The sequence below is a fragment of the Sorangium sp. So ce119 genome, from assembly GCF_051524405.1.
In the GTDB taxonomy this organism is placed as follows: Bacteria; Myxococcota_A; Polyangia; order Polyangiales; family Polyangiaceae; genus Sorangium; species Sorangium cellulosum_G.
The window spans coordinates 9831125-9850400 of record NZ_CP150310.1 but is presented as its reverse complement, the minus strand read 5'-3'; the positions used below and the strand labels follow the sequence as shown (position 1 = coordinate 9850400).

The window sequence follows — 19276 nt, the reverse complement described above, 5'->3', positions numbered from 1 at the left end:
CATGGCATCGTCGAACCCGTTTCTTGGTAATCTGCCCTTCAGCCCGGCTCCGGCCTGCGATGCCGAGGTGCCCGCGGACGCGCCGGAGGGCTCGTATACCTACGCGCTGGTCAAGAGCGCGCCCGAGGTGCCCGCGGACGAGTGCGAGACCGAGGCGCTGTCCGTCGAGGTGGTCATCCGGTGGGGGGACAGCCTGCTTCACATGGCGCACCTGACGCCGCCGCGCGCCTTTCACGTCGGGGAGCAGGACGGCGCCGAGGGCGGGTGCGACTTCTTCGTACCCGCGGCGCGGCTCGGCGCGGTGAGGGCGCCGCTCGTGCTCGTCGGAGACGGCGGCGAGGTGAGCGCCGTGATCCCGCCGGGCGCCACGGGCATGATCGAGCTCGGGAGCTGCACGATGACGGTCGCGCAGGCGATCGCGTCGGGCCGCGCCGTGCCGTGCGCGGCGCTCGACGGCGCGCGGCAGATCGCGCTGCCGCTCGGCGGCCGGGCGAAGCTCGATCTCGGCGACTTCGGGGTCGAGGTCGCGGTGGGCAGGGCGGGCCGCCGCGTGGCGGGCAAGGTGAGCCTCGACCGCCGGAGCCTGCCGTTCACCGCGCTCTCGACGCTGATCCACGTCGGCCTGCTCTCGGCCATGGCCGCGTTCATGCCGCCGCTGGCCATGGCCGACGACGGCGGCGTCAGCGCGGAGCAGGCGTACCTCCTGGCGCAGGCGCTCGCGGCGACCGCCGAGCGGGAGCTTCCCGAGGCGCACGAGAGCGCGGAGGCGAGCCGCCCGAACGAGACGGAAGGCGGCACGGGCGCGGCCGCGATCGGCGAGTCGGGCAAGGCCGGGAGCGCGACGAGCCGGAAGACGAACGGGCGCTTCGACATCGAGGGGCCGAAGGACAACCTCGACGTGCGGATCTCGCGGGCGCAGGCGCTCGACGATGCGGCGCGCTTCGGCATGATCGGCGTGCTCCAGGCGGGCCTCGGCGGCGATCCGAACGCGCTCTCGGCGCCCTGGGGCGGCGTGGACTCGCTCGGGAACGGCGCGCGGAGCGTGATCGCCAACCTGTGGGGCGAGACGATCGACGAGTCGGCAGGCGTGGGCGGCCTCGGGCTCCTCGGCGTCGGCGAGGCCGGCGGCGGGCGCTTCACCGGCATCGGGATGGGGCCCCTCGGCACCATCGGCCACGGCAACGGGCTCGGCGACGGGCAGGGCTTCGGCCCTGGCCACGGCGCGTCGCGCTTCGCCGGCGCCCGCGGTCACAAGCCGGACGCGCCGCGCATGCGGGTCGGGTCGCCCTCGGTGTCGGGCCGGATCCCGCCCGAGGTCATCCAGCGGATCGTGCGGCAGAACTTCGGCCGGTTCCGGCTCTGCTACGAGAACGGGCTGCGCAACAGCCCGAGCCTGGCCGGGCGCGTGTCGGTCGGCTTCACGATCGGCCGCGACGGCGCGGTCTCCAGCGTGCAGAACGGCGGCTCCGATCTGCCGGACGCCGGCGTGGTCGCCTGCGTGGTGCGCTCGTTCTACGGGCTGTCGTTCCCGCCGCCGGACGCGGGCATCGTGACCGTCACCTATCCCCTCCTCTTCAGCCCCTCCGGCGGCTGACTCACCCACTGACCTGGCCGACGGCGCGCTCGGCCTCGGCGATCTCCCGCTCTCGCTGCTGGATCATCACCCCTTGCGGCGGACCCTGGAAGCGGCGGCGCTCCAGCGCGAACCAGATGATGGCCGTCAGCGCGAACACGATGAGCATGATGACAAGGGCCTTGTCGTTCGGCGGCTGGACGCTCACCACGATCAGCATCAGGCACGCGAGGACGCTGATGATCGCGAGCGGCCGGTAGAGGGGGCCGAGGTCCCACGGCCCCATCGTCACCCAGGTGCGGCCGTAGGCGCGCACGCCCATGATCGTGGGCATGACATAGGAGATGTAGAGGAAGATCACGCAGACGGCCGTGATCGTCGAGTAGACCGGCGTGTACACCGTGAAGGCGATCGTCAACCCGCTGACGACCCAGATGGCGGTGGCCGGGGTGCGGAACCTCGGGCTCACCTTGCGGAGCTGCTCCGAGAGCGGGAGGCCCCCGTCGCGGGCGAACGCGAAGGTCATGCGCGAGGCGGACGTCACCGTCGCCAGCCCGCAGAGGTACTGGGCGATCGAGATGCCGGCGTAGAGCGCGATCCGGAGCCTCTCCGGGATGACGCTCTCCATGATCCAGAAGAAGACGCCGCCGCCCTTCGACGCGGCCTCGTCCATGTCCGGGATCGCGAGCACGATCGCGCTCAGCATGAGCCACCCGAAGACGCCGGAGACGAGCACCGCCCGGACGATGCCCCGCGGGACCGTCTGCGCCGCGCCGATCGTCTCCTCCGACGTGTGCGCCGACGCGTCGTAGCCGGTGATCGTGTACGCGGGCAGGAGGAAGCTCAGGAGGAACAGCATCGTCATGCTGTCCGTCTTCGGCCACACGTCGCCGCCCTTCGGACCGCTGTAGTTCGTGAACGTGACGAGCCGCCCGAGATCGATGTGGGGCGCGTGGAAGAGCATGGCGAGCGTGAGGACCACCGAGACGACGAGGATGAGGTATCCGCTGAAGTCGGTGAGCAGGGTGGTGACGCGGATCCCGAGGTGGTTGAAGAGCGCCTGTGTCCCGGTGATGAGCGTGACCCCGACGATCTGCGTCCAGAGGGCCTGATCCGGCGCCATGGTCGCGATGTCGACGCCGAACAGCGGGCCGAGCGAGCTCATGATGAACAGGTAGGCGCCGACGTTGATGGCCGCGAGGACGGTGACGAGGCCGATCAGGTTGAACCACGCGGTGGCCCAGCCGAAGCCCCGGCCGCCGAGGATCGAGGCCCAGTGGTACAGGCCGCCCGCGGTCGGGAACGCGGACGCGACCTGGCCCATCGTGAGCGCGGTGCAGAGCGAGAGCGCGCTGCAGACAGGCCAGCCGATGCCGATCCCGGCCCCGCCGATGCTGCAAAGGCCCATCTGGAACGAGGTGATGCCGCCCGCGATGATGCAGATGATCGAGAACGAGATCGCGAAATTGGAGAAGCCCCCCATCCGGCGCAGGAGCTCCTGCGCGTAGCCCATGCTGTGGAGCGTCTTCACGTCCTCGGCGATCACGCCCTCCACGCTGCGCGGCCGGTCGCCGGCGAGCGGCCCGACGTCCCCCTTCGTCTCACGGCTCATGAGCGATCCCTTTCATCACGGGTCTGGAGCTCGGGACCGACGGAGCCCGTCAAGGCCCCGTCAGGATCGGCGTCATCGCCGATGAGCGCCCCTCCCGGGGATCTCGCCCGTGCAACGCGAGCCTACATGGGGGCACGTGGTACTGCATAGGGCGACAGGACGAGAGATTTGAACCTCCAAGGGCGCCAAGGGCGAGAGAGAATCTCCTCTCTCCTGGCGCTCCTGGCGCTCCTGGCGTCTTGGCGGTTGTTCTCACGATCAGCCCGCTGCGCTGGAGTTCGCCGCGCGCACGGCGGCGGCGTGGACGGCCGTCGAAACCTGCCTGTCGCGAGCGGGATACAGGACCAGCCCGCGCGCCGCCGCCGGCACCCCTCGCTGCTACCCTCGCCGCCGATGGCCGCCACGAAGCTCCCCCCGCTCTCGCGAAGGCGCGCGCTCCTCGGCCTCGCCGCGCTCGCCTCGACCTCGTGCCGTCGCAGCAGCAGCTCGCCGCCGGAGCCGGCCCCGGCGCCCGCGTCGTCCGGAGCGGCCCCTTCAGGCTGGAAGGACCTCGCGTTCGAGCCGGCCGGCGACGAGGGCCCGCAGCGCGCGCTGCTCCTCGCGCCCGGAGGCGCGGCGGCGCTGCCGCTGCTCGTGGCCCTGCACGGGCGCGGCGAGGCGGTGCGGGGCGTCGAGGTCGGCGCGCGCGGGTGGCGCGATGACTACGGCCTCGACGCGACGCTCGAGCGGCTCCGCGCGCCGCCGCTCGAGCCGGAAGATCTCGGGCACATGGCGACGCGCGAGCGGCTCGCGCAGCTCAACGCCTCGCTCGGCGCCCACCCCTACCGCGGGATGTCGATCGCGACGCCGTTCACGCCCGACCTCCGCGATCGCTCCGTCGAGGGGGCCGCGGGCTTCGGGCGGTTCGTCGTCGAGCGGCTCCTGCCGCGGGCGCGCGCCGAGGGCGGCTGCCAGGCCGCCCGGGAGGCGACCGGCATCGACGGCGTGAGCCTCGGCGGCCGCCTCGCGCTGCTCGTCGGCCTGTCGCACCCCGACGTCTTCGGCGCGGTCGGCGCCCTGCAGCCCGCGGTGCGGGCGGGCGAGGCGGAGATGTTCTCGATGCTCGCGCGACGGGCCATGGAGCGCCGCAAGGTCGCGCTGCGGCTCGTGTCGAGCGAGGCCGACCCCTTCCTGCCCGCCATCCAGGCGATCAGCGATCGGCTGCGCCAGGACGGCGTCGCCCACGAGCTGCTCATTGTGCCCGGACCGCACGACTACGCCTGGAATCGCGGGCCCGGCGGCGTGGAAATGGTGCTCTGGCACGAGCGCGTCCTGCGCGGGTTGAGCCCGCCGTGACCGGGCCGGTCCTGGCGTCACAAGCCCCTGACCAGGCCGCCGAACCGTGTTACTTCCTCGGCAACGACGTGGCCGACCCGACACGCATCGCCCGCGCCGACAGCGCGACCGACCCGCCCTCCGTGCGCGAGTGGCTGAAGCCGCTCGAGAGCGCCGGCCAGCGCCGCCACACGAGCGCGAAGCGCGTCGGCGGCAAGGCGGCGTCGCTCGGGCGCCTGCTCCGCGACGGCCTCCCGGTGCCGCGCGGCTGGGTCCTCGACGCGCGGTGCTTCACGGAGCTCGTCGACCGGCAGCTCCCGCCGGGGCACGACCTCGCGACGCTGATCCGGCTCTCGGGCACGAAGGCGGGCGTCGACCGGGCCGCCCGGGCGCGCGACCGCATCCTGAGCGAGCCGCTGCCCGAGGCGCTCTCGACGGCGCTGCGGGCGCTCTGGCAGGCCGTCGAGCCCGACGCGCCCTGGGGGCTCGCCGTGCGATCGAGCGCCACGTGCGAGGACAGCGACGAGACGTCGATGGCGGGGCTCGCCACCACCGTGCTCGGCGCGCGCGGCGAGGCCGAGCTCGACGCGGCGATCCGGCAGGTCTGGGCGAGCGCCTTCCTGCCGCGCGCGCTCGCCTACCTCGCGCACACGGGCGTCCGCGACCTCGCGATGGGGGTGGTCCTGCAGGTCATGGTGCGCGCCGAGGCCGCGGGCGTGCTCTTCACCGCGCCGCCGCCGGGGCTCGAGGGCGAGCACTGGCGCGCGGGCGAGCGGCTCGTGAACGTCACGCTCGGGCTCGGCGCCCCGGTCGTCGACGGCGCCGTGGCGGCCGACACCATCCGGATCGCGCGCGACGGCGGCCGGGTCGTCGCGTCGGCCGTGGCGCAGAAGCGGCGCGCGCTCGTCGTGGGCCTGGCGGGGATCGAGGAGGTCCCGGTGCCCGAGGAGCGCGCCGAGCGCCCGGCGCTCGACGAGGCCGCGCTGCAGCAGCTCGCCGAGCTCGCCGCGCGGCTCGAGCAGGGCGGCAAGGGCCCGTTCGACGTGGAGTTCGCGGTCGAGGGCGGCGACCCCGGCCGCCCGCCGGAGCCGGAGGCGCCCGAGCCGCCGGACGGCGCCGCGCCCGCCGGCGCGCCGCCGCCGGCCGAGCGGCGCGTCTGGCTGCTCCAGGTGCGTCCGGTGAGCGGCGGCGGCTTCCCCGAGGGGGGCGGCCCCGACACGATCTGGTCGCGCGCCAACGTGAGCGAGGCGCTGCCGGGGGCGGCGACGCCGCTCACCTGGTCGGTGGCCCGGGCGTTCTCCGATCGGGGCTTCCGCGAGGCGTTCGCCGCGCTCGGCTGCCGCGTCCCGCGCGGCGCGCGCCTCGTGACGAACGTCTACGGGCGCTTCTACCTGAACCTCACCGCCTTCATGCAGATCGCGGCGCAGGTCCCGGGGCTCTCGCCGCGGGCGCTGCTCGGCATGAGCGGCGGGGCGAGCGAGCAGCTCATCGCGCGGCTCGGCGAGCAGAGCGCGGGCGTCTCGCGGCGCCGCTTCTACGCGCGGCTGCCGCTCACCGGCCCGCGGCTCCTCCTCCGGCAGGCGCGGCTCGAGCGCGAGGTGGCGGCGTACGAGGGCGAGGCGCAGTGGGCGCAGCGCGCGCTCTCCGAGCTCGACATGACGCTGCTTCCGGACGACGCGATCGGCACGACGCTGCGGAGCGTCTTCCTGCTGCTCGAGCGGACCGGCACGCTGATGCTGCACTGCGCGTCGGCGTCGCTCGCGAGCCACCTCGCGCTCTGCAAGGCGCTCGAGCGGGTCACGCGCCGCCGCGCGTCCGCGCGCTCGGCCTCCGGGGAGGCGCCGCTCGACGAGCCGGCCGGCCGCGCGGAGACGAACATCGAGCACCTGGCGCAGGTGCTCGCGGGCGGCGTGCGCGAGCTCGACAGCGCGGGGCCTGGCATCGAGCTCGCCCGGGTGGCCGAGCTCGTCATGCTGGATCGGGTCGCGCGCGAGCGGCTCCTCGCCGGCGAGGTGAGGTGGCCGCGCGATCTGCCCGAGGGCCCGGCGCGCGACGCGCTCGCGCGCTTCCTCGACGCGTACGGCGATCGCGCCGTGCGCGAGGCGGAGCTCGCGACGCCGCGCTGGCGGGAGGACCCGTCGCCGGTCATCGCGATGCTGATGGCGTCGCTGCGCGGCGCGCCCGGCGATCCGGAGCGCGCGCTGGCGCGGGCGCGCGCGCTCGCCGACCGGGAGATGGCGATGCTCGAGACGCGCCTGCCGCGGGTGGAGCTCGCGCTGCTCCGCGCGCTCGTCGGCCGCGCGCAGCGCTACGTGCGCCTGCGCGAGCGCATGCGCACCTGGGTGACGCGGGTGCTCGGCATGCTGCGGAAGGTGGCGCTCGACATCGACCGGCGGCTCCGGCGCATCGAGCCCTCGCTGCTGCCCGGGAGCGTCTTCTTCTGCACCTACGAGGAGCTCGCGACGGCGCTCTCCAGCGGCCGCGCCGACGTGGGCCACGTCGTCCGGCTGCGCCGCGCCGAGCACCTGCGCGACGCCGCGCGCCCCGATCCGCCGCCCACGTTCATCGGCCGGCCGCCGCCGGTCGTGCTGCCGCCGGCGCCCGGGGTCCGCCTCCTCGGGCTGCCCGCGAGCCCCGGGGTCGTCGAGGGTCGGGCGCGCGTGCTCGATCCTGGCACGTCGGCGCTCGACGCTGTCGAGCCGGGCGAGGTGCTCGTCGCGCGGACGACGGACATCGGCCTCTCGCCGCTGTTCCTGGTGGCCGCCGCGGTCGTGACCGAGCTCGGCGGCCCCATGTCGCACGCCTCGATCGTCGCGCGCGAGTACGGCATCCCTGCCGTGGTGAACGTCCCCGGCGTGACGCTGGCGATCAAGACGGGCGATCGGCTGCGGATCGACGGCGATCGCGGCGTGGTCGAGCGCCTGGACGAGCGCGCCGCGCCGCCGTCGCTGGGCGGCGCGCCGCCGTCGCTGGGCGGCGCCGTCGGCGAGGGCGCGGCGCCGCTCGCCGCGCCGGCCGGATGACCGCGGCGCGCTGGCGCGTCGGGCCGGCGGATGGCCCCACGGTGGCCGACGTCCTCGAGCGCATGGGCGGGGCGTCGCGCGGGTTTGCGGGCGCGGCGGCGGAGGGGCGCGCCTTCCTGAACGCGCGGCGCGCGCGGCCTGACGACGCGGTGGCGGTCGGCGACGAGCTCGCCGTGTGGCCGGCGCGGCGCGATGCGCCGGGCGGGCCGCCGGTCGAGGTGCTGGCGCGCTGGGGGGAGATCCTCGTCGCGTCGAAGCCGGCGGCGCTGCCGACGACGCCGGAGCGCCGCGGCACGCGGTCGCTGGTCACGGAGGTCGCGGAGCTGCTCGGCCTGCGCGCGCCGCCGCACGCGGCCTCGCGGCTCGACGTCGGCGTGAGCGGCGCGGTGCTGTGCGCGACGGGCGTGCGGGGCCAGCGCCACCTCGCGGCGGTGCGCGAGGCGGGGCGCGTCGCGCGGGTGTACGTCGGCGTCGCGGCGGGGCGCGTCGAGGGGGCGGGCACGTGGGATGCGCCCATCGGCGCGGCGAGGGCGCGGGGCGGGCGCAGCCTGCCGGCGGTGGGCGGCGCCGGGGCGCGGGACGCGGCGACGCGGTACCGGGCGGTCGCCTGGGCCGGCGGCGGATCGGCCGTGGCCACGCTGCTCCGACTAGATCCGGTGACGGGCCGCATGCATCAGCTCCGGGTGCACGCCGCGCATGCGGGCGCGCCGCTCCTCGGCGATCGCGATCATGGCGGTGCGCGGTCCGTGACCACGGCGCGGGGCCGCGTGCTTGCGCTGCCGCGCATCGCGCTGCACGCCTTGCGCGTCACGGTGCCGGACGAGCGCGGCGACGAGCGCACGGCGCTGGCCCCTGTCCCTGACGAGCTGCGGGATCTCTGGACGGCGCTCGACGGCGACGGCTCCGCGTGGGAAGAGGTGCTGTCTGCGACGCCCGAGGCGGCTCTGCTGCTCGGGGCTCCTTCCGGTACCTGATGACCTCGCCTCGTCCTCTCGTTCGTGTTGCCCTGGCGACCCTCGCTGGCCTCGCGCTCGCCGCTGCTGGCGTGGTCGCGGTCGCCGAGCCTGGCGCTCCGCCGTCCCGCGCCGGGTATGCGCCGGACCCGGCGGTGCGTCCGAGCGACAGGCAGTGGGTCTTCGAGGTGCAGTACGCGAGGGGCAGGGGCTCGATCGCGGGGGTGCGCCCGGTGAAGCTCGACAGGGCCGTGTCGACGGCGCGCGTGATGGGCCGTTTCGCGATCGAGCTCTACGTCGGCCAGGAGCTGCTCGACCGGGTCCGGTTCGACGTGCCGCTGACGGGTGACGCGCCCGAGCGGCAGCCGGACGTCCTGTTCCGCCGGCCGACGTTCGACGAGGGCGTGACGACGCGGCTGCGCGTGCAGATGGCGGACAACCCGCGCGCGAGCTGGGCCAAGCTTGTCGATCGGAAGACGGGCGCGGAGCAGCGTTTCCTGTGGCCTCCGGGGCCGGACGGCCGGCTGGTGTCGCTGGACGCGCAGGGTGCGGCGGCGCTCGACGGCGGCGTGCTGCCGGATGGTGGCAGGCTGCCGGTGGACGGCGGCGTGCCGGTGGATGGTGGCAGGCTGCCGGTGGACGCGGGGCGTCCGGATGCGGGCTGGCCGCCGGTGGATGCGGGGCAGCCGGACGGGGGTTGGCCGCCGGTGGACGCGGGGCGTCCGGACGGGGGTTGGCCGCCGGACGACGCTGGGGTGCCCGATGCGGGCTGGCCGCCGGTGGATGCGGGGCGGCCGCCGGACGCTGGGGTGCCGTCGGACCCGTTCAGGCCGCGGCGAAAGTAGCTCGCCGCGCAGCGTGCCGCGCCACGCCGCGCCGGGGTCGACGGCCACGGCGACGGGGCCCGTCAGGGTTGCCTGGCGTTGTCGGCCTGTGCAGCAAGGTTTCCCCATCGAGGCGTGGCTGCGGTACCTTGGTGGGCATGCAGGACCGCTCGCTTGCTGTCATCGCCTCGTTCGCTTTCGCTGTCGCCGTTGCGGTGCCGGCCGCTGCCCAGCAGACGGCTACGGACTCCGCGGCGCCGCCTGCTGCTGCGGCCACGTCGCCGAAGGATCCCGAGGGGCGGAGCGGCATCAGCCCGTACACGGAGCAGATCCTGAAGGGTCAGGGGTCGTTCGTGGCGCGCGACATCCCCGGCGCGATCGCGGCTTTCCAGGAGGCGATCAAGCTGGATCCCACGAAGATGCTCGGCTTCTACCGTCTCGGCGAGGCGATGCTCGAGTCGGGCAACCAGGCGGAGGCCGAGGCGGCCTGGACGACGGCGCTCGGCAAGAAGGGCACGGACGCGCTGCACGCCAAGGTGCTCTTCTGCCTCGCGGATCTGCGCGAGCGTCAGAAGAACTGGCAGGGGGCGCGGGATGCGTGGGGCGCTTACGGCGCGTTCCTGACCAGCAACCCCAAGGCGGGGGGCTACCCGGCGACCGTGACGGAGCGTCAGAAGCAGATCGACCGGCGGGTGAAGGACGAGAAGGACTACGCCGCGGTCAAGGAGCGCATCGTCCAGCGCGAGGCCGAGCGTCAGAAAGAGGCCGAAGAGAACGCCAAGAAGGACAAGCTGAACCGCTAGCGGCGTGTGCCGGAGCGCGATCGCGCCCTGAACCGCGGGCCTCCTCGGTCGTCGACTCTCCCGCTGCCCGCTGATGCCCGCTGCCTCCTTGACGGCCCCCCTTTCTTCAGGAGCTGGCGTAGGGGGTAGAGAGCGCTCTGCACGCGCGCGGGGACGGGCCGATGTCTGAGCGCCTCTTGCCCGTGCTTGTCCCTCGCGCAGCGAGGGGCAAGCACGGGCCCGCGCGAGTTCGGCGGGCCCCCGCGCGCGTGCAGAGCGCTCTCTACCCCCTACGCCAGCCGTCGCCCTCGCTGGGTTGGGCCCCCGACTCGGTCCACCGGTAGAACCCCTCCCCGGTCTTCTTCCCGAGCCTCCCCGCCCTCACCATCTGCCGCAGGATCACCGGCGGCCTGAACTGCTCCCCGACCTCCCGGTGCAGGTGCTCCAGGATCGCGAGCCGCACGTCGAGCCCCACGAGGTCCGTCAGCTTGAGCGGCCCCATCGGGTGCCGGTACCCGAGCTCCATCGCGCGATCGATGTCGACCGCCGACGCCACCCCGGCCTCCAGCATCCGCATCGCCTCCGCGCCGAGCGCCACCCCGAGCCGGCTCGTCGCGAAGCCGGGCGTGTCGTTCACCACGATCGGCGTCTTGCCGAGGCGCCTCGCCACCGAGAGCGCCGCCGTCACCGTCGCCTCGTGGGTCTCCAGGCCCCGCACCACCTCGAGCAGCTCCATCACCGGCGGCGGGTTGAAGAAGTGCAGGCCCACCGTGCGCGCGCCCGCCCCGAGCCGGCGGCCGAGCTCCGTGATGCTCAGGCTCGACGTGTTCGAGCCGAACAGCGCCCGCTCCGGCGCCGCCGCCTTCACCCGGCCGAGCACCTCGACCTTCAGGTCCATCCGCTCGGGCACCGCCTCGATCACGAGATCGACGTCCGCCGCCGCGCGCTCGAGATCCGGCGACGCGACCAGCATCCCGATCATCTCGCTGCGCGCCTCGTTGAGCATCTTGCCCTTCTGCACGAGGCGATCGGTCGCGCGCTTGATGTCCTCGATCGCAGCGCCGATCCGCGCCGCGTCGACGTCGTGGAGGCGCGTCACGTAGCCGGCGACCGCCGTGACCTGCGCGATCCCCTGGCCCATCGTGCCCGCGCCGAGCACGAGCACCGCGCGCACGCGGGCGCCGGCGGAGACCTCCACCGGCTCGCTCACTTCTTCGGCGCGGCCGGCGGCTGCTGCGCGCCGCTCTTCTGCCGCGCCTCCTGCATCTGCTTGCGCACCCGCTCCACCTCCTCGGGCGTCAGCTTGCGCAGGTTCGCCGAGCCGGGCGCGGCGGGGGCGCCCAGGGCCTCGGCCGCGCGCAGGGTCTCCGCGGCCGCGCCCGCGGTGGGCCCGGTGGGCGCGGCGGGGCGCGCGCCAGGCTGCGCCAGCCGGCGCCCGGAGGGCTGGTCACCCTGAGCCGCCGGGCGGGCGCCGTCCGCGGCCGCCGGACGCGCGCCGGCCGCGCCCGCAGGGCGGGCGTCCGCCGCGGCCGCCGGACGCGCGTCGGCCGGCGCGGCCTGCCCGCTCCCGGCGGCGTCGTCGCCGCTGCCCATCGCGAGGAACGTGACGCCCGCGACAACGAAGATCGCGAGCCCCAGCGCAGGGACCCAGTTCGGGGTGGGCGGCTCGTCGGCCGGCAGCGCGCGGGCGGGCTCGCCGTCGAAGCCGTGGTGGTCGCTCGCGTCGTGCGCCGCGGCCGCGTGAGTTTCTTGATGGGCCGTGCTCATGCGCGCGACAGTTGCCGCACTTCCACAGCGGCGTCGAGGGGGTACCACGCCCCGCCGCGCGAGCGGCCCGGCCCCGCGGCCGGGCGCGCTCAGCCCGCGAGCTTCCGGTGGCTGTCGAGCGCCGCGCGCTGATCCTCGAGGTCGTCGCCGTAGACGGCCTCGAGCGCCTCGGCCGCGAGGCGGTGCTGCCGCTCGGCCGCCGGCTTCGGCTGCATCCCGTACGCGGCGTCGCGGATCAGCACCGTGCAGAACTCGAAGCGGTGCTCTCCCATCCGCGACCAGATCCGCTGCGCCTCCCCGAAGCGCAGGTGATCCACGAGCACCGACGCGTCCGGGATCATCCGCGCGAGCACGCGCGTGTCGAACTCGCGCCCCAGCACCGCCGCGGAGACGACCGTCTGCCGCGTCCGCGGCTCGAGCCGCTCGAGCCGGGCGACGAGCAGGCTGTTCACGGTGCGCGGCGGCATGAACCGGCTCGAGCGCGCGCCCTCGTGGGTCGACCCGTACCGGCCGTCCTCCAGCCAGTACGCGAGGATCTCCTGCGCGAAGAACGGGTTGCCGCCCGCGGTCTGGCCGAGCAGCGACTCGAGCATCGTCGGGAGCGGGCCGCCGAAGAACGGCTCCGCGAGCGCGAGCAGCCGCTCCTTCGGCAGCGGCGCGAGCTCGATCACCTGCGACGGGATGCCGTCGTCGAGCGGGATGCGCACCGCGCCCTCGTCACCTCCGGGCGCCGGCGGCCGCGCCGAGCAGATCACCGCGAGCGGCAGATCCCGGCACGCGGCCGTGATCGCGCGCACCACCTCGAGCGACGTCGGGTCGGCCCACTGCGCGTCGTCGAGGTGCACCACCACCGGCTGGAGCGAGCTCTCCGCGACGAGCAGCGCCGAGAGCGCGGCGAGCGCCTCCTCGCGCCGCTCGGCCTCGGCCTCCGGCGTCGCCGGCTCCTCGCTCCGCAGCCGGAGCAGCCGCGCGAGCGCCTCGCGCGACCGGTCGATCCCCGACCGCACCTCGGTCCAGCTCTCGGGCAGCCGCTCGAGGAGGAGCTGGAGCGCGAGATCGAGCCCGGCCTGCTTCGCGTGCTGGCCGATCTCCGAGGAGATCCCGAGGTACTCCTTCAGCGCGAACTCGAACGCGTAGAGCGGCGTCTTCAGCGTCTGGTCGCAGCGGGCCTCGATCCAGAGGAGCGGGCGCATGTCCATGAGCTGCGCGCGCTGGTGGCGGTAGCTGTGCACGAGGTAGCTCTTGCCGATGCCCGCCTCGCCGAGGATGTACACGACCCCCGCGGAGCGCCCGGCGAAGATCGGCTCGAGCGCGCGCGTGAGCCGCTCGAGCTCGGCCTCGCGGCCGATGGGGCCGAGGTCGTAGAACTCCTCCTGCACGGCGATGCGCCGCCGCTCGAGCGAGTAGACGAGGATCGGCAGGTCGAACCCGTCGAACCGGAAGATGTTCTCGGTCGACCACTGGTGGCTCGCCTCGCCCGCGAGGAACGCCCGCTCGTCCGCCCAGATCGACGACGGCGCGGCCTTGCGCGCGATCTGCGCGGCGAGGTGGACGGCGCGGCCGAGGCAGGCGAACTCGCGGCGGCCCGCGCCGCCGAAGAAGCCGATGAGGCAGCGCGCGCGGGTGATGCCCACCGCGAGCCGCTGCACGCCGAGGCCGTTGCTCTTCAGCTCGAGCGCGAAGTCGAGGGCGCGATCGTGGTCGCTCTCGTGCGAGACCGGCGCGCCGAAGTAGAACAGCGCGCCGTAGCCGCGCTCGGTCACGTTCATGCCGGCGAACGTGGCGCCGTACATCGCCGCGATCTCGTGGAGCTGCTGGATGAGCTCCGTCGGGCTCGCCACCCGGTCGAGCGAGAGCGAGACCGTCGTCACCTCCCGGATCTCGCCCTCCGGCGCGAGATCGCCCGCGCCCGGCGGCAGGAACGCCTCGGCGTCCGCGTCGGCCCGGGTCTCCGCGACGGTCAGCGAGGGAGGCGCGCTCAGGAGATCGGCGTCGTCGAACTCCACCGCGCTCTCGCGCGCGCCGGCGGCGGGGAGCCGCTCGCGGAAGCTGCGATCGAGGTGGAGCTCGCTGTCGTCGCCCCCGCGGTCGGTCGCCTGGCAGGCCTCGAGCGCGGGGCCGTAGAGCAGGAAGTACGCCCGATCCTCGGCGATGCGCACGATCGTCCAGTGGACCGAGCCCCACGCGAGCCCGATCCGGAACGGCATCTGCGCGCCCCCGGCGCCGAGCGCGCGGCGCGCGGCGAGCTCGAGGAGGCTGCGCCGCATCGCGAGGGCCGCGCTGCGGGCGTGCCGGGTGACGTTGCGCCCCGGCCGATCGGGGAAGAGCGCCGTGAACCCGCCGCCCGGCGAGAACGCCGCCACGAACCCGCCCGACTGGTGCACGGCCTCGAAGAGCGGATCGAACAGCGAGCGCAGCGCGTCCGGATCGATCGCCTGACGCGCGATCATCTGCTCGGCGAGTTCGACGACGGCCGGGAGCGAGACGTGCAGGACGGCGGCGTCGACCGCTCCCGCGTACTGCCCTTCGGCATCCTGTTCGAGGATGAAGTCCGGGACGAGCGGATTCATGTCGAAACTGTATCGGGGATCTCCTCCCGACACGAGCGCGGCGGGGGGGCTCTGACGACTCCCCGGGTGAGCGCCCGGAGATGCGCCGGAAAGGCGCTCTCCGGACGAGGGCGCGGCGCGCGCGCCGGCGTCACCACGTCACCAGGGGCGCGCCGGGAGCTCGTCGACGGGCACCAGGCGGGAGGTGAAGAAGACGCGCACCGCGCCGATCTCGCGCCGCGCGCCCTCGAGCGTGAAGGGAATCTTCCGCGTCTCTCCTGCGAGGCGCAGGGTCAGCTCGCCGCGCACGACGCCGGCCGCGCCGGGAGGGGCGGACGGAGAGCCGTCCTCCCCGGCGGAGGCGCGCGCGATCTCGACGATGTAGCTGCCCTTGGGGAGGCCGCGCAGCGCGAGGGACTCGGCGCGTGTGCTGGTCGCGTCGCGCGAGCGCACACCGACCGACCCGAGGGTGGAGCCCATCCAGGAGAGGCGCCGGCCCTGCGCGTCGATGAGCGCGAGGTCGAGATCGGCGCCGCCGCTCCACTCGGCGCTGAGCTGCACGTCGCCCGAGAGGCCGGCGGGCGGCGCGGCGTCCGGCTGAGCGAGGCGCCGGTCGACCTCCGCCCGGATGGCGGAGGTCACGTCGAGGCGGAGCTGGCTCGCGAGCTCGCCCATGCCGCTCTCGCCGGCGCACCGGATCGCCGCGGCGACGAGCCGCGCGTCGGCGGGCGCGAGATCGGCGAGCGCCACCCGGTGCTGGCACGCGAACGCGGGCCGTCCCGCGGCGTCCCAGAGCTCGACGAGGCGCATCTGGACGGCCCTGTCGCCGGGGCGCACATCGGCGAGGCCGCCGAGGATGCGCGCCGCGCGGTCGCGATCGCCCTGGCGGGCCGCGAGATCGGCGCGGGCGATCAGCGCGTCGGGGTCGAGCGCGTCGCGGCCGCTCCAGCGCGCGGTCAGCTCCTGGGCCTCGCCGAGCCGGCCGGTCGTGGCGTAGAGCGCGTAGAGCCCCATCGTCCGGTCGCGGCTGTCGGGGGACGCCGCGAGCGCCGCCTCGGCGGCCGCCGTCTTCGCGGCGCCCTCGGGCGCGAGCGTGTTCGTCGCGTCGAAGCTCACGTGGCGATCGAAGACCCGGCGCATCGGGATCATCCGCCGCGGCGCCGGCAGTTGCCAGGCGGGCTCGGACGGGCGGGCGCTGGTGGCCGCTGGCCTCGGCGCGTCTTGCTCGGCGATCTCCGCCGGCATGTCCCTGTCGAGGGACGGCGATCCAGGCGCGCTCGGGCGCGGGGGGGACATCGGCGCCGGCGGCGGTGCCGGCCTCGCCCGCCGGGGGAGCGCGTCCAGGCTGGACCGGCCGCCTCCGCCGAAGCCCGTGCCCGACACCCCGAGGTCCCCCGCGGCCTGGGACCGCTCCCCCTTCGCCTCCGCCCTCGCCTCCGGCGCGTCGGCCCCGAGGTCGTCGTTGAACGCGTTCCCGCTCTCCGCCGCGTCGTCCGGCTGCTCGCCCGCGGCGCTCGCGCTCACGCGCTCGGCCTGCTCCTCGCCGGTGAAGGCCGAGGCGAGGCCGTCCCGCTCGAGGCCGAACGCCTTGAACATCGCCTCGCTCTCCAGGACGAGCAGCGACGTGAACCGGCTCGCCACGGAGAAGCGCCGCGACAGCTCGATGATCGCGGGCTTCTGCGCGTCGCCGCCCGTCTCCTCGAGCTCCGCGATCTTCGCCGCCGCGTAGAGGCGGGGGACGAAGGCGTTGCCCGCGCCCGTGCCGGCGGCGATGGCGACGGGGTAGGTCTGCTCGAACCGCTCGCCCGAGACGCGGCCGCGGAGGCGGATCTCGCCGGTGACGTCGGCGCCGGAGCTCATCCGCGCCAGGACGAACGCCTCGCCGCCGGCGCGGATCGGGTCGAGCCGCGCCGGCGTGACCTGGGTGAGGCCGGGGGGCAGCTCGATCTCGGGATCGCGCAGCACGAGGCCGTAGGCCGCGCCGAGCACCGACTGCGCCGCGCTCGCGACCCGCTGGCCGGGCACGTAGGGGACCATCACCCCGCCGCCGCCGCGCGCGAGCGCCCGGAGCGACGTCGTGTCCGCGTCGCTCCCGAGCGCGACCGCGACCACGGCGGCGCCGTCCGCGGGGACGGCGCCGCGCACAGCGGCCTCGATGTGCGAGGGGCGCGTCGGCCCGACCGACGGCGTGCCGTCGCCGAGGTAGAGGATCCGCAGCTCCTTGCCCTGGAGCGGGCCGGCGGCCGCGCGCGCCGCGATCATCGCGGCGGCGAGATCGCTGCCGCCATCGGGCTCGATGCGGCCGAGGAACCGCTCGACCTCGTCGGCCGACGCGGCGCCGGGCGCCATGGGCCGCGCGGCGCCGGCCTGGCCGCCCTCGCCGAGCGAGCGGCAGAGCGTGTCGCACGCGAGCACGACGACCTCGTCGCGCCTGTCCATCTCGCGGACGATCGACGAGGCGAGCCGCGTCGCGCGGGCGAAGCGCTCGCCGATCATGGAGCGGCTCGAGTCGACGACGATCGCGTGGAGCCGCGACGTCGACTGTTCCCAGCGGGGGAGCCGCGGCCGGAGCGCGATCGCGACGTAGGGCGAGGTGTCGCCCGCGATGGCGCGCGCCGCGGCGAGCGACGCCTCGTGCTCCGCGCCGCCGCTCCCCGGCGCGCCGGCCGGCCTGCGCGGGGCCGGCGGCGCCGCGGCCGCCTTCGGCTCGAGCGCCGGCGCCGCGGCGGGGGGCATCCGGTAGGCCCACGCCGTGACCGGGCGATCGCGATCGGGGAGCGCGTACTCGACCGTGAGGTCGCCGGCCGGCGTGAACCCCTGCGTGTGCAGCGTGCGCCGGTCGGCGGTGCCCTCGGCGGGCGCCGCGGCGAGCTCGTAGCCGCGCGTCTCGACGCCGAACTCCCGGTCGTGGCCGAGCACCTGGAGGTCGAGCGAGAAGTCGCCGATGGTCGTCGTGCCGCTCTGGTCGTGCGCGAGCGGGTAGGTGAAGCGCCGGACGCCGGCGGCCTGCTCGACGATCTGCGTGTAGGTGAGCACGACGCGGCGCGCGCCGCGCTTCGGGATGGGGAAGATGCGCAGCTCGAACCGGCCGCCGCGCTGCCACTCGAGCAGCGCGGGGTCGCGCCACGGGCCGGGGACCCAGATGATCTCCTCGCGCGGCTTCGGGGCCTTGGGGGCGGCGTTCTGGAGGACGCCGCGCCAGATCGCGGCCCCGCGATCGCGGTCGACGAACGCGCCCTCGATGAGCTTGCCGTCGACCTCGAGCGCGAGCCGCTCGATCTGCGCGCCCGGCGGGAGCGGGAAGCGGAAGATGCCCTCGAGCTCCTCGTCGGTGTCGTTGGCGAAGGTCTCGTCGATCTCGGTCCTGGCGACGACGTCGACGATCCGCACCTTGACCGCGTGCTTCGCGAGCCGCACGGCCCGCTCCTTCTCCTGCGTGGCGCCCGGCTTGCGCGCGCGGAGCTCGCCGAGGCCGCGGAGCGCCGGGGCGTCGGCCTCCTCGGCGGACCTGTCGCTCCACGAGAGCGAGTCGGCGAGCGACGTCGAGCTCGCGACCCGCGGCGCGGCGCCCCTCTCGAGCGTGGCCTCCTCGCCGGCGCGCACCTCGACGGGCTCGCCCTGCTCGCCGGTGACGCGCACGGCGCCGCGCGCGACCTCGACGGAGGCGCGCTCCGCGCTCGCGGTGACCGCGAGCTTCGTCCCGAGCACCTCGATCTCGCCGTGGGGCACCTTGATGCGCGCGGGCGGCGCTCCGGCGGACGGGACGACATCGAGGACGACGGCGCCCTCGTCCACCCGCGCGGCCCGGGCGTCGCCGGCGCCGAGCCACACGCGCGAGCCGCGGTCGATCGCGAGCGCGGAGCCGTCCTTGAGCGCGACGTGCGCGCGCGTCCGCGCGTCGGTGCGCAGGGTCGCGCCCTCGGGGAGCTCGGCGCCCGGGGCGAGCGGCGCGCAGGCGCCGGCGGCGTCGCACGCCTCGAGGCCGCCGGAACGGTCGGCCGAGGCGCGCGACACGGAGGCGACCTTGCCGGACCAGGGCGAGCTGACCGCCGCCGCGCCGGCCGGGACGTCCTTGTCGTCGCGCATCAGGACGACCCCGGCCACCATGGCCGCCGCGGCGGTGAGGGCGGCGGCGGCGATCGCCGGGCGCCGCCCGAAGAGCGCGCCGCGCGGGCGGCGCGGCGCCGGCGCGGCGCGCCCGGCGCTGGAGGAGCGTGGCGCGCCGGTGTGCGCGTCGGCCAGGGCGCCGCCGGTGCGGGCGTCGGCCGTCGCCTCACCGGCGCGCGCCTCGCTGTCGCGCGCGCCGCTCAGGTCGCCGGTGCGGGCGTCTGCCCTCCCTTCACCGGTGCGCGCCTCGCTGGTGCTGGCGTCGGCGAGATCGCCGCCGGTGCGGGCGTCGTCCGTCGCCTCACCAGCGCGCACGTCGCTGCTGCGCGCCTCGTCCGTCGCCTCACCGGCGCGCACGTCGCTGCTGCGCGCGTCGTGCATGGCGTCACCAGCGCGCACGTCGCTGTCGCGCGCGCCGCTCAGATGGCCGCCCTCGCTCGCGTCGGCCCTCGCCTCGCCGTCGCGCGCCTCGCCGTCGCGCGCCCCCGGCACCGCCCTGAGCACGGCGCCGCTCGTCGCGCCCTCCGAGGGGCGCGCCGCCTCGATCCGCCGGAGCAGCGCCTCGGCGAAGTCGTCCGCCGGCCGGAAATCCGCGCCCGCCGCCGCCGCGGCCTCCGCGGCCCGCGCCGCGTCGTGCCGGAGGTCGCGGCACGCGTCGCAGCCGGCGATGTGCTCGTACAGCGACGGCCGCGCCGTCCCGTCGATCACCTCCGCGAGCTGCTCCTCGACCTCGCCGCACAGCCCAGTCGAACCCGTTCCTGTCGCGCTCATC

The 19276-nt window shown here is 75.6% G+C and carries 11 protein-coding genes; 6 read left to right on the top strand and 5 right to left on the bottom strand.

Features of this window, described 5'->3' with window-relative positions; translation table 11 throughout:
• Position 1 precedes the first annotated feature (1 nt).
• Positions 2-1594 (top strand): AgmX/PglI C-terminal domain-containing protein, encoded by a 1593-nt coding sequence (locus WME76_RS37185; protein WP_437956929.1) that lies wholly within the window; start codon positions 2-4, stop codon positions 1592-1594.
• A 1-nt stretch (position 1595) separates the two neighbouring features.
• Here WME76_RS37185 and WME76_RS37180 read toward each other — a convergent pair whose 3' ends face one another.
• Positions 1596-3185: an amino acid permease gene (locus WME76_RS37180; protein ID WP_437956928.1), complete on the bottom strand. Its 1590-nt coding sequence runs from the start codon at positions 3183-3185 to the stop codon at positions 1596-1598.
• A gap of 393 nt (positions 3186-3578) precedes the next feature.
• On the opposite strand from WME76_RS37180, the gene WME76_RS37175 reads away from it, so the two are divergent.
• The 5 genes from WME76_RS37175 (at position 3579) to WME76_RS37155 (ending at position 10102) form a co-directional block, all read left to right on the top strand.
• The gene (locus tag WME76_RS37175; RefSeq protein WP_437956927.1) at positions 3579-4520 is read left to right on the top strand and encodes an alpha/beta hydrolase; all 942 of its coding nucleotides are present in this window, start codon (positions 3579-3581) and stop codon (positions 4518-4520) included.
• Complete coding sequence (locus WME76_RS37170) at positions 4517-7522, top strand: PEP/pyruvate-binding domain-containing protein (RefSeq protein ID WP_437956926.1); 3006 nt, start codon at positions 4517-4519, stop codon at positions 7520-7522. Before WME76_RS37175 ends, WME76_RS37170 begins: the two co-directional genes overlap by 4 nt.
• Before the next feature lie 41 nt (positions 7523-7563).
• A complete protein-coding gene (locus WME76_RS37165; RefSeq protein WP_437956925.1) occupies positions 7564-8496 on the top strand; it encodes an RluA family pseudouridine synthase in 933 nt (310 codons plus the stop codon).
• Positions 8496-9320, top strand: a complete 825-nt coding sequence (locus tag WME76_RS37160) for a hypothetical protein (RefSeq protein WP_437956924.1) — start codon at positions 8496-8498, stop codon at positions 9318-9320. The genes WME76_RS37165 and WME76_RS37160 overlap by 1 nt, the downstream gene beginning before the upstream one ends.
• 137 nt (positions 9321-9457) lie before the next feature.
• Positions 9458-10102: a hypothetical protein gene (locus tag WME76_RS37155; protein ID WP_437956923.1), complete on the top strand. Its 645-nt coding sequence runs from the start codon at positions 9458-9460 to the stop codon at positions 10100-10102.
• A 262-nt stretch (positions 10103-10364) separates the two neighbouring features.
• Here WME76_RS37155 and WME76_RS37150 read toward each other — a convergent pair whose 3' ends face one another.
• The 4 genes from WME76_RS37150 to WME76_RS37135 form a co-directional block, all read right to left on the bottom strand.
• On the bottom strand, positions 10365-11279 hold the full coding sequence (locus WME76_RS37150) for a 3-hydroxyacyl-CoA dehydrogenase family protein (RefSeq protein WP_437956922.1): 915 nt from the start codon (positions 11277-11279) through the stop codon (positions 10365-10367).
• Between the two features lie 8 nt (positions 11280-11287).
• Entirely contained in the window at positions 11288-11848 is a 561-nt protein-coding gene (locus tag WME76_RS37145; RefSeq protein WP_437956921.1) for a hypothetical protein, read from the bottom strand.
• Positions 11849-11937: 89 nt separating this feature from the next.
• Positions 11938-14418: an AAA family ATPase gene (locus tag WME76_RS37140; protein WP_437956920.1), complete on the bottom strand. Its 2481-nt coding sequence runs from the start codon at positions 14416-14418 to the stop codon at positions 11938-11940.
• A gap of 138 nt (positions 14419-14556) precedes the next feature.
• Positions 14557-19275 (bottom strand): VIT domain-containing protein, encoded by a 4719-nt coding sequence (locus WME76_RS37135; RefSeq protein WP_437956919.1) that lies wholly within the window; start codon positions 19273-19275, stop codon positions 14557-14559.
• Between the last annotated feature and the right edge of the window lies 1 nt (position 19276).